Origin of the sequence: Anaerostipes sp. AF04-45, from assembly GCF_003461725.1 — a bacterium.
In the GTDB taxonomy this organism is placed as follows: Bacteria; Bacillota; Clostridia; order Lachnospirales; family Lachnospiraceae; genus Anaerostipes; species Anaerostipes caccae.
This window is the reverse complement of record NZ_QTXQ01000010.1, coordinates 25,332-41,176: the sequence shown is the minus strand read 5'-3', so window position 1 is coordinate 41,176 and position 15,845 is coordinate 25,332. Positions and strand designations below refer to the sequence as shown.

General features: G+C 44.4%; 17 protein-coding genes. 3 read left to right on the top strand and 14 right to left on the bottom strand.

The features are described from left to right. Nucleotides 1-69 precede the first annotated feature (69 nt). Nucleotides 70-522 carry a PaaI family thioesterase gene (locus DWV34_RS14110; protein ID WP_118476541.1) on the bottom strand — a complete coding sequence of 151 codons (453 nt, stop codon included), beginning with the start codon at nucleotides 520-522 and terminating at the stop codon, nucleotides 70-72. Between the two features lie 120 nt (nucleotides 523-642). Here DWV34_RS14110 and DWV34_RS14105 point away from each other — a divergent pair, with 120 nt between their 5' ends. Both DWV34_RS14105 and DWV34_RS14100 read left to right on the top strand, forming a co-directional pair. Beyond that, nucleotides 643-1,068, top strand: a complete 426-nt coding sequence (locus tag DWV34_RS14105) for a hypothetical protein (protein ID WP_009290720.1) — start codon at nucleotides 643-645, stop codon at nucleotides 1,066-1,068. 159 nt (nucleotides 1,069-1,227) lie between these two features. Then, nucleotides 1,228-1,431, top strand: coding sequence for a cold-shock protein (locus tag DWV34_RS14100; protein ID WP_006565614.1), 204 nt, complete (start codon nucleotides 1,228-1,230; stop codon nucleotides 1,429-1,431). Between the two features lie 114 nt (nucleotides 1,432-1,545). Here DWV34_RS14100 and DWV34_RS14095 read toward each other — a convergent pair whose 3' ends face one another. From DWV34_RS14095 to deoC, 4 genes are all read right to left on the bottom strand, one after another. Then, complete coding sequence (locus DWV34_RS14095; protein ID WP_009290719.1) at nucleotides 1,546-2,310, bottom strand: DeoR/GlpR family DNA-binding transcription regulator; 765 nt, start codon at nucleotides 2,308-2,310, stop codon at nucleotides 1,546-1,548. Between the two features lie 106 nt (nucleotides 2,311-2,416). Further along, the gene (locus DWV34_RS14090) at nucleotides 2,417-4,264 is read right to left on the bottom strand and encodes a PTS mannitol transporter subunit IICBA (protein ID WP_009290718.1); all 1,848 of its coding nucleotides are present in this window, start codon (nucleotides 4,262-4,264) and stop codon (nucleotides 2,417-2,419) included. A gap of 18 nt (nucleotides 4,265-4,282) precedes the next feature. After that, a complete protein-coding gene (locus DWV34_RS14085; RefSeq protein ID WP_009290717.1) occupies nucleotides 4,283-5,296 on the bottom strand; it encodes a Gfo/Idh/MocA family oxidoreductase in 1,014 nt (337 codons plus the stop codon). 13 nt (nucleotides 5,297-5,309) lie between these two features. Then, nucleotides 5,310-6,002: a deoxyribose-phosphate aldolase gene (gene deoC / locus DWV34_RS14080; RefSeq protein ID WP_118476540.1), complete on the bottom strand. Its 693-nt coding sequence runs from the start codon at nucleotides 6,000-6,002 to the stop codon at nucleotides 5,310-5,312. Between the two features lie 524 nt (nucleotides 6,003-6,526). On the opposite strand from deoC, the gene DWV34_RS14075 reads away from it, so the two are divergent. Further along, on the top strand, nucleotides 6,527-7,468 hold the full coding sequence (locus DWV34_RS14075; RefSeq protein ID WP_118476539.1) for a hypothetical protein: 942 nt from the start codon (nucleotides 6,527-6,529) through the stop codon (nucleotides 7,466-7,468). Between the two features lie 247 nt (nucleotides 7,469-7,715). Here DWV34_RS14075 and DWV34_RS14070 read toward each other — a convergent pair whose 3' ends face one another. From DWV34_RS14070 to spoIIAA, 9 genes are all read right to left on the bottom strand, one after another. Next, the gene (locus DWV34_RS14070) at nucleotides 7,716-9,614 is read right to left on the bottom strand and encodes an NAD(+) synthase (protein ID WP_009290713.1); all 1,899 of its coding nucleotides are present in this window, start codon (nucleotides 9,612-9,614) and stop codon (nucleotides 7,716-7,718) included. A gap of 2 nt (nucleotides 9,615-9,616) precedes the next feature. Then, nucleotides 9,617-10,690: a peptide chain release factor 1 gene (prfA, locus tag DWV34_RS14065; RefSeq protein WP_009290712.1), complete on the bottom strand. Its 1,074-nt coding sequence runs from the start codon at nucleotides 10,688-10,690 to the stop codon at nucleotides 9,617-9,619. Nucleotides 10,691-10,701: 11 nt separating this feature from the next. Beyond that, nucleotides 10,702-11,538, bottom strand: a complete 837-nt coding sequence (prmC, locus tag DWV34_RS14060; protein ID WP_006565624.1) for a peptide chain release factor N(5)-glutamine methyltransferase — start codon at nucleotides 11,536-11,538, stop codon at nucleotides 10,702-10,704. Then, the gene (locus DWV34_RS14055; RefSeq protein ID WP_118476538.1) at nucleotides 11,531-12,463 is read right to left on the bottom strand and encodes a DUF1385 domain-containing protein; all 933 of its coding nucleotides are present in this window, start codon (nucleotides 12,461-12,463) and stop codon (nucleotides 11,531-11,533) included. Before DWV34_RS14055 ends, prmC begins: the two co-directional genes overlap by 8 nt. A gap of 82 nt (nucleotides 12,464-12,545) precedes the next feature. Further along, nucleotides 12,546-12,746 (bottom strand): 50S ribosomal protein L31, encoded by a 201-nt coding sequence (gene rpmE / locus DWV34_RS14050; protein ID WP_009290709.1) that lies wholly within the window; start codon nucleotides 12,744-12,746, stop codon nucleotides 12,546-12,548. Nucleotides 12,747-12,855: 109 nt separating this feature from the next. After that, nucleotides 12,856-14,199, bottom strand: coding sequence for a transcription termination factor Rho (gene rho, locus DWV34_RS14045; RefSeq protein ID WP_022261228.1), 1,344 nt, complete (start codon nucleotides 14,197-14,199; stop codon nucleotides 12,856-12,858). A gap of 171 nt (nucleotides 14,200-14,370) precedes the next feature. Continuing rightward, entirely contained in the window at nucleotides 14,371-15,096 is a 726-nt protein-coding gene (locus DWV34_RS14040) for a SigB/SigF/SigG family RNA polymerase sigma factor (protein WP_006565627.1), read from the bottom strand. 9 nt (nucleotides 15,097-15,105) lie between these two features. Further along, nucleotides 15,106-15,519 carry an anti-sigma F factor gene (gene spoIIAB / locus DWV34_RS14035; protein ID WP_006565628.1) on the bottom strand — a complete coding sequence of 138 codons (414 nt, stop codon included), beginning with the start codon at nucleotides 15,517-15,519 and terminating at the stop codon, nucleotides 15,106-15,108. Between the two features lie 18 nt (nucleotides 15,520-15,537). Further along, complete coding sequence (gene spoIIAA / locus DWV34_RS14030) at nucleotides 15,538-15,843, bottom strand: anti-sigma F factor antagonist (protein ID WP_006565629.1); 306 nt, start codon at nucleotides 15,841-15,843, stop codon at nucleotides 15,538-15,540. Between the last annotated feature and the right edge of the window lie 2 nt (nucleotides 15,844-15,845).

Here is a 15,845-nt window from a genome sequence, read left to right as displayed (position 1 = left end):
CTACATGATTGGAGTGAGGCATTCTAAGAGCCGAACGGAAATCATGTGGAGAATGTCTTAAATTACTGATTACCGAAATGTTTTAAATGGTCTCGGAGTCTTAAATATTCCGGTAGCGCTGCCCACCAGCTCGTCTCCCACATACGCTTTTCCCATGAAATTCATGATCGTTTTTCCAGTGGACACAGCTTCGGCTTTTACTGTCACTGTAGATCCAATGGGTACTCCCTTCAGAAAGGAAGTGGAGAGCTGGACCGTAGGTGCGATATCATAATCGCCCAGTCCGCTTGTCAGCGTGCCGAAGGTGATGTCGAACATCCCAACCAAAGATCCTCCAAACATAATATTAAACCCGTTTCGATGGAAATCCCCGACCTCATATTCCATCGTCACACGTTTTTCATCATAATTGTAATCCACAATCTTTCCTCTCAATTCATTGAAAATACTGTGGTCGCTCACATGGCGGATGGCCTCCACTCTGCGTCTCATATTTTTCTCAAAACTCTCACGGTTTCTCATAAGATTCACTTCCCTTCTTTTTCCTTTCTGATAATTTTAACACAGATCCTTGCTTTTGTATAATAATTCTCTTTTATGTAAATGCTACCTGTAACAGATGTATTTGAAAGGAGTTTCATTATGGATAATCAGAACTTATTAAACGAGATGTATCAAAATCTTCAGATGGTGTTAAATACCATGCCGGAGCTTACCCAGGCCACCTCAGACTGTGATTTGAAAGGATGTTTGGAACAGCAGGAACAGCAGTTCCAGGACTTTTTCTCAAGAGTCAAACAGGCTATGACAAAAGATATGCAGCAGCCGGAAGAAATCGGAGAAATCCAGAAAAAATATGCGGAATGGATGACCAAGATGAAAGCCATCGCAGATAAATCCACAAGCCATTTAGCGGAAATGTCCATCCAGGGATATACCATGGGAATGATCCAGCTGATCCAGAGCTCCCACAAAAATTGTGACGCTTCTAAGGACAATTTGTCGATGTCAACTGATCTTGTAAAACTCTACGAAGAAAGTATCGATAGTTTAAAAAAGTATTTGTAAAAAAACAATGGTTGTGGTATGATAATTACTGTTATTAGTGAATGTATAGATCACGTCCGGGTAGATGTTGCATTGCTATGTATCCCTCTGGAACGTGATCTTTTTATTTCGCTGATAATGAAAGTAATGTTAATTTTTATTTTTAATGGAGGTACCCAAATGAACACTGGTACAGTAAAATGGTTTAACTCAGAAAAAGGTTACGGATTTATTTCTCAGGAAGGCGGAGACGATGTATTCGTACACTTCTCAGCAATCTCAGGTGATGGATTCAAGACTTTAGAAGAAGGACAGCAGGTTAGCTTTGAAATCGCAGAAGGACCTCGCGGAAAACAGGCTGAGAACGTATCCAAATTAGCTTAATCTTTTTCTTTTTGAATTAAATAGATTTTGCAAGAATCCCACAGACGGTGTGCACCACTGTCTGCGGGATTTTTTATTTTATATAAAATTGTGCGGACTTTCCTCCTTATCCTGTCAGGAACAAACCACTTCTATTCCTTGCTTTTCCAGGGCCTCCTTTGCATGGTCCGGTATCTGTGCGTCGGTGATCAGACGGTGAAACTCCTCCGCTTTTGCATAGGAACAGATGGTGCGCTTTCCGATTTTTGAACTGTCGCAGATCAGATATTTCCGCTCTGCGATCCCCATCATTCCTTTCTTGATCTCTGCCTGTTCCAAATTTGGAGTAGTGGCACCTTTGGCCAGGGACAGGGCATTGGCAGACATAAAAGCCTTATCTGCAGACAGATTTTCCAAAAACTTAAGTCCCATACTGCCCACCGTACATTCAAAATAGTTTCTCACATGACCGCCTAAAAATATAAGATAAATCCCCTGATGTCTCTGAAGTTCCAAAGCGATTTGAAGGTCATTGGTCACCACCGTAAGATTATTTGCATCCTTTAAGAGCTTGGCGAGTTCCAGTGTCGTCGTCCCGCTGTCCAGGAGGATCATGTCGCCGTCTTCGATCATTGCTCTGGCAGTCTTTGCAATCTTCTGCTTCTCTTCCATCCGTTTATCTTTTCTCGCGGAGATAGACTCCTCCATGTCCAGGACATCCTCATTCAGCATGGCTCCTCCGTGTGTCCGGACGAGTTTTCCAGCCTTTTCAAGCTCTGTGAGATAAGTACGGATCGTTGTCCCGCTGACCTGAAACATTTCGGTGAGCTCCCCGATGCTCGTCCTCTTATTCTGCCTTAAAAGCTCCATGATCTTTTCTTTTCTTTCTTCTGCAAACATGCGATCCCTCCGTGCTCTCTGTGTACTTTATATTTAGATAAATTATAGCACAGAGGCTTCAAAAGGAAAAGCCGCGGGAACTACCGCCCCCGCAGCTTTGCTTCTGCTATTTTGTCAAAATATGATACAGTTCATCTGCGTCTCTGCCGTCTACGATCTTTCTTACTGCCTCCTCCTCATTCAGAGTAAGTGCGACATTTGAAAGAATGGACAGGTGTTCCTGGTCGGCTCCTGCGATCCCGATCACCAGCCTCACTGTCTCATCATTCCAGACGATTCCATCCGGTACGATTAATGCAGCGATACCCGATGCTTTAATTTCCTTCTTGGCTTCAAGAACACCGTGCGGGATAGCGATTCCATTGCCCAGATTGGTCGGATTTTCTTTTTCCCTCAAAAGCATGCCATTCTCATAGCTTTCTGTGACATATCCGTCCTTTAAAAGCATCTGCGCAATCATATGAATTGCATCTTCTTTTGTTTTTGGCTGATCTGTGACTTTGATATTTTCCTTTTTCAGTACCGGAAGAGGATTTTTTGCCTCTGTCAGTTTTTTTACGATCTCATCGTACTTTGGACTGGAAAGAAAGTTATCCACGGAGATATGTACCGCCTCCGGGCGCTCTCTCATAGCCCGCTCCGTCAGTGATTCATGGGTAACAACCACATCCACATCTGCCGGAAGATTGGGGATTGCCACGTTTTTCACCTCAATATCGAGGCCTGCCTGTTTTACCTTATCTTTGAGTATAGATGCTCCCATGGCACTGGAACCCATTCCGGCGTCACATGCCACATATACTTTTTTGATGACTTTCCCTGTGAAATCAATGACTTCCTGCGCTCCGATACGGCCTCCGCCGCCTGTGCCTTCTGCCTTCATAGAGTCTTTCTTTGCCACTGCCTTCTGGAGTGCTTCTTCATCAGAATCACGGCAGAGCCTCAGGATGAATGCGCCGACCCCAAATGATACGGCAGTGGATACGAGCATTCCGGCAATGATCGGAAGATAGTCAGATTTCGGCGCCACTGCCAGCACGGAAAAGTAACTTCCCGGTGAAGCGGTTGCCACCAGTCCGCAGTTAAACATCTGGAAAATAAAGTTTCCTGACACCGCACCGCAGATAGATGCAAGGATCATCTGAGGCTTCATGAGGATATATGGAAAATAAGGTTCATGGATTCCACCGAATGCATGGATGATTGCTACACCAGGCGCCGTCTTTTTCGCTGTTCCTGTACCAAAGAATGTATAGGCCAGCAAAACACCCACTCCTGGACCCGGATTCGGCTCCAGGATAAATAAGATTGATTTTCCTGCCTCTGCCGCCTGGGTGATTCCCAGAGGTCCAAGAATCCCGTGGTTAATCGCATTGTTAAGAAACAGAACTTTCGCAGGTTCAATAAAAATACTCGCAAAAGGTGTAAGGCCGTGATCGATGATGACATTAACTCCGGCAGACATCACATGGTTTAATACCTGTACAAACGGTCCGATCGCAAAAAATGCTGCCAGCACTAAGAAGATTCCAAGAATCCCGCAGGAAAAATTGTTGACGATCATTTCAAATCCCGGTTTTACCCTGCCTTCAAACAAACGGTCCACCTGTTTCATACAGAGAGCTGCCAAAGGTCCCATAATCATGGCTCCCATAAACATCGGAATATCAGATCCTACGATAACTCCCATGGTAGCTGCCGCACCAATGACACCGCCGCGGTCGCCGTAAAAGTTCTTTCCTCCCGTATAACCGATCAAAGTAGGAAGCAGATACTTTAACATCGGATCGATCAGTACGGCAATCTTTTCATTTGGAAACCAGCCTGTCTTTAAAAACATTGCCGTAATCAGTCCCCAAGTGATAAACGCCCCGATATTCGGCATTACCATGCCGCTTAAAACTCCTCCGAACTTCTGGATCCTGGCACGGAATCCTGTCGCTTCATTTCCCATAATTTCCTCCTATCCTTCTTATAACTTCACTATTTTCTTCTGTACAATTGATTCATTCCCCGCCTTCACAATTTTCACTGCCATTTTTCCGTCATGGCCGCTGCATTCCACTTCGCTGTCATTTAAAATCGCTTCGATAAAACTTCTGTCTTCCAAAAGGTACGCATCCTTGAACAGATGAGTCCAGCTGTGCATTGAAGGTCTCTTGAGTTCGTGGGTTTCATTGGCACTTGTAATCTTCTTTTCATGCATATCCCCGATACAGATCACCCCTTTTGTGCCAAGGATCTCGACTCTGGCATCGTAGCCATACTGCACATACTGCGCTCCCTCAATGCAGGCGTGCACTCCGTTTTCAAATTCCGCATTCACAATCACGTTGTCATAAAAGTCCGGATACTTGTCTGCGATTTCTTTATTCCGGAAATTCCCTCCCAATGCATAGACACTCTTTAATTCACTTCCTGCAAACCACCGTACCGTGTCAATGTCATGACTGCACACCTCCGCCAGCGGACCGTTGCTCTTTTCAATGTCATACATCCACTCACGGGGCTTGCTCGGTCCTCTCGTGTGAGATTTCACCAGGACAACATCTCCGATTTCTCCCTCTTCGATCATTTTTTTGGCTTCTCTGAAGCTGTCGTCAAACCGCCTCATAAATCCGATCTGGAGCTTTACACCGTTGTCCACTGCGGCCTTGATCATCTCATCACACTCTTCTTCATTCATCGCCATAGGCTTTTCACAGAAAATGTGTTTTCCCTCATTAGCCGCAGCCACCGCGATTTCTCTGTGATATTTGGTCGGGCAGGCAATGATTACCGCGTCAATCTGTTCATCACTGAGCGCTTCCGTATAGTCCTGGTAATAAGTCTCAATTCCAAGCTCCTCTGCCGCGGCTTTGGCTGCACTGATGTCCGGGTCACAGGCGGCATAAATCTCACCGCCCGGAACACTTCCCGCCATATTTCTTGCATGAATCATCCCTGCTCTTCCGGAACCGATCAAACACACTTTAACTTTCTTCATTTTGTCCACCTCTTCAGTCCTGTTTTTTTAATTCTTCCACAATTTCCACTCCTGCACTTGTTCCCAGACGCTCTGCTCCCGCTTCAATCATCTGAAGTGCGGTCTTTAAGTCCCTGATTCCCCCGGCAGCCTTGACTTTCACTTCATCACCAACTGTGGTCTTCATAAGCTTCACATCTTCCGGTGTAGCCCCGCCTGTTCCAAACCCGGTTGATGTCTTAATAAAATCAGGTTTTACTTCTTTTGCTATTTCAGATACTTTCACCTTTTCTTCATCGGTCAGATAGCAGTTTTCAAAGATGACCTTGCTGATTACTCCGGCTTTTCGGCACTCTGCCACGATCTCTTCCATCTCTTTTTTTATGTAATCATAGTTTTTGTTCTTTAATTCCGCAATGTTGATGACATAGTCGATCTCGTCTGCGCCTTTTTCGATGGCATCCTTTGTCTCAAATACTTTACATTCCAGTGTTGTCTGTCCCAGCGGAAATCCTATGGCTGCCCCTACGTGAACCGGACATCCTTCCAAAAGGCGTTTGCACCGCTCTGTCTGTGCAGGATTGATGGCTACCATCTTAAAACCATATTCCCTGGCTTCGCTGCATAATTTTTCGAACATTGCTTCATCGGCAAAGGCTTTGAGATTTGTGTGGTCTACCATGCCTGCTATTTGATCTGCACTTAATTTCATTTCTGACTCCTCCATTTTGTTTTCTTTTATTATCTTTTACTTTGTACTTGTATATTATCATATTAACTTTCGTTTTGCAAGTACAAATAAAAGAAAATAAAACTTAATACAATCTGCAATAAGATATATCCCAAAACAGGCAAATCCACATCCTTTCTTATATCCTTCTCTTTTTGAAGATCTTTTAAGCTTTACATAACAGATACAATTTTCCCAAAGCAAATATTTTTGCCCACATTATCCCATAAATATATGTTAGTCTTGTCCTAGATTAATTATTGTTTAAATAGAACATTACGAACTATAGTCAAACTTTTTTCCAATTGTCTCTTAAATCTTCTTATTTTTGATTTGTAGTTTTTTATCAAAAACAACATTAAATTGTAAAAAACAGTAGAAAAAGATAGTTTTTTATGGTAATATAAAAAAGATTCAGGAGGAACAATATGGAAAGTACACAAAATCAAATTAACGATAGTAATTTGCTTAATATAAGTGAAGAAGAGGATTTCAGGAAATCTTTATAGGCTTATTATTACATGATGAATGCTAAACCTGATAGCAAGACGAAACTTTTTACAAAGGACGTGTGCATAAACTTAGACGATATTTTTAACCTGAATTACTTAATTACCAACAAATTTAAATCTCATTATAATAATGCCGGTTTCATTATAAATGTTCATGTCGCTTTCAATAATAAAAAATCTTTATTCTTTAATAGTTGGCAATTATTTGAACAGCAGAAATGGATTCAAAGTGAACCTATTGACAGTATTTTAGTGAAATGGGAATTCAATGCGGAACTGCCCGGATATAAAGTTCCGCAGAAGCATACTCTTATAGTAAAAATGAGTGATGGCATAAAACCAGAAGATATGCTTAAAGTTATGCTTTCTGGAGGATTTGATGAAATTCAAGAACTAGATAAAGATGCATATCCAGTTATAGCAAGTGTTGACTTTATTGACTCAACATTAGGAGATGAATTAATTGCTATTGTTTCAAATTGGGTTAAAAGCCTAAACACATGTGATACCTCAAGTCATTTTTTACAAAAATTAAGGGATCATAAAAAGAAACTCTCCTATTTCATCCAATATTTTTTTACATTTACATTAGCACTATGTTGTATTAAAATATGTTCATATAGCATAGAGCAATTACCATTCAACAAAATCAGTGATCTTACTAAAACCGACTTTATCAATTTAAGCTATGTGATATTTACTGTTGTTATTTTATTCATAGTTGCCAAAGGGATATTTAGATTTGTGGGCAGATCTGTTTTTGAAGTTCTAAGAGATGCTGTATCATCACATACATTTAATATTTCTAATGGTGATAAAAAGAAACAAGATGAAAATGCAAAGCGTTACAAAAAACTCAAGAGCAATGTTGTTCTAAAAATAATTTTTTCATTTATTTTTAACATAATTTGTACAATAATTACAACAATAATTACGAGGGTGATATTATGATAAAATTGTTAATAACCATTTTAAAAATAATAAAAAATTTTTTCTCAGAAATTAATAAAGAAATTGAAAAAGAAAATATTTTAGATTATTTGGACGATTATAGTTATTATAGGCATCCAAATAAATTTTATTAAGAATGCTATATGTGCCTATTACATAGAATTAAAAATAAGAGCTGCCATCATTCATATATTTAGATGATAATATTAGAGCCGTGCATAAACTTTCTGCACGGCTCTAATATTTACTATGACTTCTGCCAGATATTCACGCTGGCATCGCTCGGCATTCTCAAATCCCCTCTTGGAGACACTGCTACACTTCCCACCTTCGGCCCGTCCGGCAGGCAGGAGCGCTTAAACTGCTGGCTGAAGAACCGCCAGTAGAATTTATCCAGCCACTTTTGTATGGTTTCATCGTCGTAATCCCCTGCAAAAGTAAGCTTTGCCATTCGGTAAAGCTTTGCCTTCGGAAATCCGAATCTCAACATATAATATAGGAAGAAATCGTGCAGCTCATAAGGCCCTACCAAATCCTCAGTCTTCTGCGAGATCACACCGTCCACCGGAGGAAGCAGTTCCGGGCTCACCGGAGTGTCCAGCACATCCATCAGCACATCGGATAACTCTTTATTTTCAACCGTCTCTGCATAATACAGTACCAGATAGCGCACCAGAGTCTTCGGCACAGAACAGTTCACCGCATACATGGACATATGGTCTCCGTTATAGGTAGCCCAGCCAAGAGCAAGCTCTGACATATCGCCGGTCCCGATGACCATGCCGTTATACTTATTGGCGATATCCATGAGGATCTGAGTCCTCTCCCGGGCCTGGGAATTTTCATAGGTCACATCGTGGACATCTTCCTCATGTTCAATATCTTTAAAATGCTGTCTGACGGCTTTCTCGATATTAACTTCTTTTAAAGTGGCTCCCAATTCATGGATCAGGGATACTGCATTCTGGTATGTCCGGTCTGTCGTACCGAAACACGGCATCGTGACGCAAATGATATTTTCCCTTGGAATATCCAGCATATCAAAAGCACGCACTGTTACTAAAACTGCAAGGGTAGAGTCCAGTCCTCCGGAAATTCCCACCACTGCATGCGTACAGTTCGTATGTTCCAGACGTTTTTTCAGTCCCATAGACTGGATCGATAAGATCTCATCACACCGTTTCTCCCGCTCTTCCCTGCTGGACGGCACAAACGGATTCTTTGGAAACTTTCTTGTAATCTGGTTTACTTTTACCGGAAGAATAAACGGCACACGCCGGTATTCCTCAGAATCTTCCTCGAAAAACGTCGTCATTTTTCTTCTCTCTGCCACGAGGCGCTTCACATCCATGTCCGCATAGATAATATCGTTTACAAACCGCTTCGCCTCTGCCAGCACGGTTCCGTTTTCACAGATCAGATGGTGTCCGCTGTAAACTACATCCGTTGTGGATTCTCCCTCTCCTGCATTGGCATACACATAACCTGAAAGCAGTCTTGCAGACTGATTGGACACGAGGGCGCTCCTGTAAACCTCCTTCGTAGTAGTCTCCACGCTGGCAGACGGATTACAGATAACGGTTGCCCCGGCCAAAGCGTGATGAGTACTCGGCGGAAGAGGAACCCACAGGTCCTCACAGATTTCCATGGCAATGGTCAGTTCCGGGATATTTGTGCATTCCAGCAGGATGTTTGCTCCAAACGGAACATGCTCCCCGTCCAGCAGAATGTCCTTTACCTCTCTTTTTCCTTTTGCAAAATGTCTGGCTTCATAAAACTCTCCGTAATTCGGAAGGTGGATCTTCGGCACCACCCCTAAAATACGTCCGTCAAATAAAAACACACCGCAGTTATAAAGCTTATGCTCCACAACCAGAGGACAGCCCACGGTGACGACCATGTCCATCCCTTTTGTTTCCTTCTTGATCTCCATGAGTCCCTTAAGGGATTCCTCCAGCAGAGGGTCCTGCAAAAACAGGTCCCCGCATGTATAGCCGGAAACGGCCAGTTCAGAAAAAACAAGAAGGCTGGCTTCTTCATCTCCTGCCTGCCGGATAATCTTTATGATCTCTTTTGTGTTATATTCCGGATCTGCGACTTTCACCTTCGGTGTCGCCGCAGCTACTTTAATAAAACCATCTTTCATATCTACTCTTCTTCCATATTACTTAATTTGGCTGCCTGATCCGCAGCGGTTAAACTGTCGATGAGCTCATCCAGATCTCCGTTCATGACAGAATCTAATTTGTGGAGGGTCAGCTTGATCCTGTGATCTGTCACACGGCCCTGAGGATAATTGTAGGTTCTGATCTTCTCGGAACGGTCCCCGGTTCCCACCTGGCTCTTTCTCTTTTCTGCCTCTGCGTCATGGGCTTTCTGCTGCTCCAGCTCATACAGACGGGAGCGCAGCACCTTCAATGCCTTGTCCTTATTCTTAAGCTGTGACTTTTCATCCTGGCAGGATACAACGATTCCGGTCGGCAGATGAGTCAGCCGCACAGCTGAATCTGTCGTATTGACACACTGTCCTCCGTTTCCGGATGCACGGAATACGTCAAACTTACAGTCATTTAAATCTACTTCCACTTCCACATCTTCCACTTCCGGCATAATAGCAACCGTAATAGTGGACGTATGAATCCTTCCGCCGGACTCGGTGGCCGGGATTCTCTGCACACGGTGCACTCCGCTTTCATATTTAAATCTGGAATAGGCACCCTGACCCGAGATCATGAAAACAAGCTCTTTAAAACCTCCGATCCCGCTTTCATTAAAACTCAGTGTCTCCACCTTCCAGCGGCGTCCTTCCGCATAACTCCGGTACATGCGGGCCACGTCTGCCGCAAACAGAGCAGCTTCGTCTCCGCCGGCTCCGGCGCGGATTTCCACGATGATATTCTTGTCGTCATTTGGATCTTTTGGAATCAGAAGAATCTTTAATTCCTCTTCCAGCCGCTCTACATTCGCCTTGGACTCGGAAAGTTCCTCTTTGGCGAGTTCCTTCATCTCCTCATCAGATTCCTCTTCGAGAAGTTCCAGACTTTCCTCAATGTTCTGCTTTTCCTGTACATACTCCTTATACTTTTCTACGATAGGTGCCAGATCGCTCTGCTCCTTCATCAAATCCCTGAACCGGTTCTGGTCTCCGGCCACATCCGGATCGTTGAGCTGCTGGAGTACGGTATCCAGTCTCTCTACTAAACTTTCTAACTTATCAAACATCTTCTTCTCCTTTATGCCAGCGTTCCGATGACCATCCGGTCAAGTCCCGCCAAGTCTTTCTTTATCTCCACAGAGGAAAATCCTGCTTCCTCCATCATCGTTTTTACCGCCGCTCCCTGGTCATAACCGATCTCAAATACGAGAGTGCCTCCGGCGTTCAAATGCTTCGGGGCCGTCCCTGCAAGCTTTCGGTAAAAATACAGCCCGTCCTCTCTTCCGTCAAGAGCAAGCATAGGCTCGTGGTCTTTTACTTCCGGCATCAGTTCCATACAGTCTTTTGTAGGAATATACGGAGGATTGGAAATGATCAGGTCAAAACAACCGTCCACCCCGGAAAAGAGGTCACTCTTTTTAAATTTTACCATAGGAGCCAGCCTTCTTCCATTCTCTTTTGCAATTTTCAGGGCCTTTTCATCAATATCTGTACCGATGCAGACGTCCGGCTTCAGCATAAGACAAAGGCTGATGGCAATACACCCGGAGCCTGTACAGACATCCAGGATGCTTTCATGGGGATAGTTTCCTTCCACAACCGCCTCGATGACACTTTCTGTATCCTGCCTTGGTATGAGCACATCCGGGGTCACCCGGAATGTATATCCCATAAAATCCTGAGTCCCGATCAGGTATTGGAGAGGAATCCTCTCGCTGATCCGTCGGTCCAGCAAAGCCTTGTACTGCTCTAATTCTTCCCCTTCTTCCACCGGCGTAGTCATAGAAAATAAGTATTCTTCCCGGCTTAAAGAAAAGCAATGGGAAAACAGATACCAAGCTTCCCCATCCGGGTTATCGATCCCCGCTTCCCGGAGCATTTCCGCCCCGTATGTGACCCAAATCTTCCTATTCACGGTTCTTCCTTTCTTTCTCCAGATATGTTTTCCAGTCAAAAACACCCTCCACTGACCGGATTGCCACTTCGATCATGCTCTCATCCGGCTCTTTCGTCGTTAAAAGCTGAAGACACAGCCCCGGCTTGCTGAGCGCCGTGATGACCGGATTGTCTGAATTTCCGGCGAGCCGGATAAACTCATAGGATACCCCTGCGATCACCGGGACCAGCAGAAGTCTCAATGCAACTTTCAGCCACACCGTGTCCACACGGATAAAAAAGAAAAATATAATGCTTATGATCATGACAAAAAACAGGAAACTCGTACCGCACCGCTTGTGCAGTCTGGAATATTTCATTACATTTTCCGGCGTGAGCTCCTCCCCTGCCTCCAGGCAGTTGATCGTTTTGTGCTCGGCTCCGTGGTACATGAAGACCCGTTTGATGTCGTTCATTTTGGATATGAGAATGATATATCCTAAAAAAATACCCACCCGGATCAGGCCCTCCAGCAGCAGAACAGCCGGACGGCTCATGCCGAACCCTTCAAATATGTTGGAGAGGAAATAAGGCAGCACCATGAACAGTCCGATGGCAATGGCAAATGACAACACCACGATTCCGCCCATGAGGACCCCTTCCCATTTCTCAGAGAAATGACGGTTCAGCCACTGTTCCAGCCGGGACGGCTCCTCTTCCCCGTCTTCTATGAAGTCAGCCGAATAAGTGAGTGTTTTCATGCCGATCACCATAGACTCCGCAAAATTTACGACTCCCCGCAGGACCGGGAGCTTCAGAACCGGATATCGATCGGATATGCTCGTATACCGTTCGGTCTTCGTCTCGATCTCCCCGTCCGGTTTTCTCACGGAAACTGCATAGCGGTCCTCATTTTTCATCATGACGCCTTCCATGACCGCCTGTCCGCCAATCCTTACTTTCATATAGTGCCCGTCCTTCCTTTTAAATAGCTATACAACAAAATAGGCTGAGATTTCGCAACCTCAACCTATCATTTCATGTTTTCTACTTAGTACCATACTTACGATTGAACTTGTCAATACGTCCGCGAGCTTGAGTAGCTTTCTGTTGTCCAGTGTAAAAAGAATGACACTTAGAACAGATCTCAACGTGGATATCTTCCTTTGTAGATCCTGTTACAAATTCGTTACCGCAGTTGCAGACTACTTTTGCCTGATGGTATTCTGGATGGATTCCTTCGCGCATGTTTCTTCACCTCTTTGATCTTAGTTTATCTTAAACATTCCTTTTGTTTATTCTTAAACAGCTTTCTCATTATATCACAGCATCTTCTACAATGCAAATACTTTTTCTGTTATTTTCTCAGCAGAGATTTCTTCGCAAACTCAATAAATTCCTTATTATTTTTAGAACGTTTGAACATATTCAGTGTCTGCTCGAAAAATTCGTCTGAACGGCTTCCGGACAGTTCTTTGTGCAGTGCGGTGACCACAGACTGTTCATCTTTGGAAAGCAGCAGATCATCTCTTCTCGTACCGGATTTGGCGATATCCACCGCAGGGAAGATCCTGCGCTCGGACAGATGACGGCTCAGTACAAGCTCCATGTTTCCGGTTCCCTTAAACTCCTCGAAGATGACATCATCCATCTTGCTTCCCGTCTCTACCAGCGCTGTCGCAAGGATCGTGAGACTTCCGCCTTCCCTCATATTTCTGGCAGCTCCAAAAAATCTTTTTGGCATGTGGAGTGCTGCCGGATCAAGCCCTCCTGTGAGCGTCCTTCCGCTCGGAGGCACGGTGAGGTTGTACGCCCTGGCAAGTCTTGTGATACTGTCCAAGAGGATCACTACGTCCTCTTTATGTTCTACCAGGCGCTTTGCTCTCTCAAGCACCATTTCCGACACTCTCTTGTGATGATCAGGAAGCTCATCAAACGTAGAATAGATGACCTCCACGTTCTGTCCCTCCACAGATTCTTTAAAATCCGTCACTTCCTCGGGTCTCTCGTCAATGAGCAGTACGATCAGCTTGATGTCTTTATAATTTTGGCTGATGCTCTGAGCCATCTGCTTTAACAGAGTGGTCTTTCCCGTTTTGGGCGGTGATACGATCATACCCCTCTGCCCTTTTCCCACAGGAGAGAGCAGATCCACCATGCGCATCGGAATCGTCGCCCGCTCGGTCTCCAGCCTGAGCCTCTGGTTCGGAAAGATCGGCGTGAGGTCTTCAAAATGCTTTCTCCTGGCTGCCGCCTCGGGGCGATATCCGTTTACGGACTCTACAAACAGCAGGGCTCCGAACTTTTCACTCTGGCTTTTTACGCGGATGGCACCGTTTAAGATATCTCCGGACTTTAAGTTAAACCTCCGGATCTGGGTCGGTGATACATAGATATCATTCTCTCCGGGGAGATAATTCTCACAGCGGATAAATCCATAACCGTCCGGCAGGACTTCCAGTATGCCATTGGCTTTCCTGCCGCTGTCCAGGCTTTTTATATCCCTGGGCACACGGTCTGTCCTGACGTCTTTTGTCTGCTCTGCTTTCGTCTCCGGTTCCGGCTCACTCTGTTTATGTTCATTGTCATTATTTTTTAAATATTCGATCAGCTCCTGCTTTTTCAGACTGCTGATGCCTTTCAGATTCTTTTCCTTTGCCGCCTTTCGAAGTTCAAGCAAAGACATAGATTCATATACCATAGAATATTCTCCTTTGTTTAAATACATAAGATGTTTCTTGTTTTGATTCGATTTGCAATATTCAGTGCGGGTAAATGGATGATGTATCCGATGACCTGTAATCTGACCGATCTTTACAGAATTGTAATCGTAAGAGGGAAATTTCCCTCTTAGATTATACTACCACAATTTTCAGCTATGTCCAAGAATTTGTTTTCTCATACGGAGCAATATTTTCTTTTCCATCCTTGAAACCTGTACCTGGGAAATTGAAAGTTTTTTTGCGATTTCCTGCTGTGTCTTCCCATGGAAGTACCGCATAGTGATCAATTCTCTCTCATCTCCGGACAGTGTGTCCATGAGTTCTTCCAGCATCACATGGTTGATGACAGTATCTGACTCATTTTCCTCGCCTGGCAGTTTATCTACCAAAAGCACCTGGCTGTCGTCGCTTTGATAGCTTGGCTGATAAATAGATTCCACATCTTTGTTTGCCTCCAGTGCGACGACGATCTCATCTCTGGCAATCTTTGTCTCCCTGGAGAGTTCGTCTATCGTTGCTTCCCTGTTGTACTTCATGGCAAAAGCCTCTCCTGCCTGCCGGACCTGGTAGGCGATCTCCTTCAGGGAACGGCTGACCTTGATCATCCCGTCATCCCTTAAAAACCGTTTGATCTCCCCGGTGATCATCGGCACCGCATAAGTAGAAAATTTTACATCATAGGAGAGGTCAAACTTGTCCACTGCCTTTAAAAGTCCGATGCTCCCGATCTGGAACAGATCTTCGGGCTCGTGTCCCCGCCCTGTAAAACGCTTTACCACACTCCAGATCAGCCCCATGTTGTCAAGCACGATCTTCTCTCTCGCATCCTGATCTCCTTCTTTCGTAAGCTTTAATAATTCTCTTGTCTCGTCCATATAAAAGGCCTATTTCCCGGTCACTTTCTTTTCCATGATAACTCTGGTTCCTTTTCCTGACTCAGAGCTGACTTCGATCTTGTCCATGAATGCTTCCATAAAGGAAAATCCCATCCCGGTCCGCTCCTCATCAGGCTTTGTCGTATACATAGGTTCCATTGCCTGTTTTACATCCGGAATACCGACACCGAAATCCTCAATGACAATTTTAAGGACACTGCCTTCATTTGAAATATCCATGAAGATCTTTCCCTGATCGTCCTCATATCCGTGGACGATGCAGTTCGTAACCGCTTCGGAAACCGCCGTTTTCACATCTGCCATCTCTTCCATCGTCGGATCGAACTTCATCATATAGGTTGCCGCCAGCACTCTTGCGATCCCTTCATTTTCTGATTCGCTGTTGAATTCTAAATGTATCATCTCTTATCCTCCCTATCCCTATCGCTCATTGATGATCTTGTGCAGACCCGCCATGTGTACGATCCGTTTAACCACATCGTTGACATTTACCACGCTCACCGTGCCTCCGAGAGGCTTCAGCTGCTTGTACCGCCCAAGGATCATTCCCACACCGGAGCTGTCCATAAAACCGGTATTCTTAAAATCAAATTCAATATCCCTGATCGGATATGACTTCAGGATCACATCACATTTATGCCTGACACGCTCTGCCAAGTGATGATCCAGTTCTCCGTCAAGCCTTACATACAGTGTCCTGTTTTCAACCTGATATTCTGTTGCCATAG

Coding starts and splice junctions, on each gene's coding strand:
- DWV34_RS14100 (WP_006565614.1), top strand. CDS start 1,228: ATGAACACTGGTACAGTAAAATGGTTTAACTCAGAAAAAGGTTACGGA.
- rpmE (WP_009290709.1), bottom strand. CDS start 12,746: ATGCGCGAAGGAATCCATCCAGAATACCATCAGGCAAAAGTAGTCTGC.
- DWV34_RS14105 (WP_009290720.1), top strand. CDS start 643: ATGGATAATCAGAACTTATTAAACGAGATGTATCAAAATCTTCAGATG.
- DWV34_RS14040 (WP_006565627.1), bottom strand. CDS start 15,096: ATGGACGAGACAAGAGAATTATTAAAGCTTACGAAAGAAGGAGATCAG.
- deoC (WP_118476540.1), bottom strand. CDS start 6,002: ATGGAGGAGTCAGAAATGAAATTAAGTGCAGATCAAATAGCAGGCATG.
- DWV34_RS14070 (WP_009290713.1), bottom strand. CDS start 9,614: ATGAAAGATGGTTTTATTAAAGTAGCTGCGGCGACACCGAAGGTGAAA.
- spoIIAA (WP_006565629.1), bottom strand. CDS start 15,843: ATGGCAACAGAATATCAGGTTGAAAACAGGACACTGTATGTAAGGCTT.
- prfA (WP_009290712.1), bottom strand. CDS start 10,690: ATGTTTGATAAGTTAGAAAGTTTAGTAGAGAGACTGGATACCGTACTC.
- DWV34_RS14095 (WP_009290719.1), bottom strand. CDS start 2,310: ATGTTTGCAGAAGAAAGAAAAGAAAAGATCATGGAGCTTTTAAGGCAG.
- spoIIAB (WP_006565628.1), bottom strand. CDS start 15,519: ATGATACATTTAGAATTCAACAGCGAATCAGAAAATGAAGGGATCGCA.
- DWV34_RS14090 (WP_009290718.1), bottom strand. CDS start 4,264: ATGGGAAATGAAGCGACAGGATTCCGTGCCAGGATCCAGAAGTTCGGA.
- DWV34_RS14075 (WP_118476539.1), top strand. CDS start 6,527: ATGATGAATGCTAAACCTGATAGCAAGACGAAACTTTTTACAAAGGAC.
- DWV34_RS14110 (WP_118476541.1), bottom strand. CDS start 522: ATGAGAAACCGTGAGAGTTTTGAGAAAAATATGAGACGCAGAGTGGAG.
- rho (WP_022261228.1), bottom strand. CDS start 14,199: ATGGTATATGAATCTATGTCTTTGCTTGAACTTCGAAAGGCGGCAAAG.
- DWV34_RS14055 (WP_118476538.1), bottom strand. CDS start 12,463: ATGAAAGTAAGGATTGGCGGACAGGCGGTCATGGAAGGCGTCATGATG.
- DWV34_RS14085 (WP_009290717.1), bottom strand. CDS start 5,296: ATGAAGAAAGTTAAAGTGTGTTTGATCGGTTCCGGAAGAGCAGGGATG.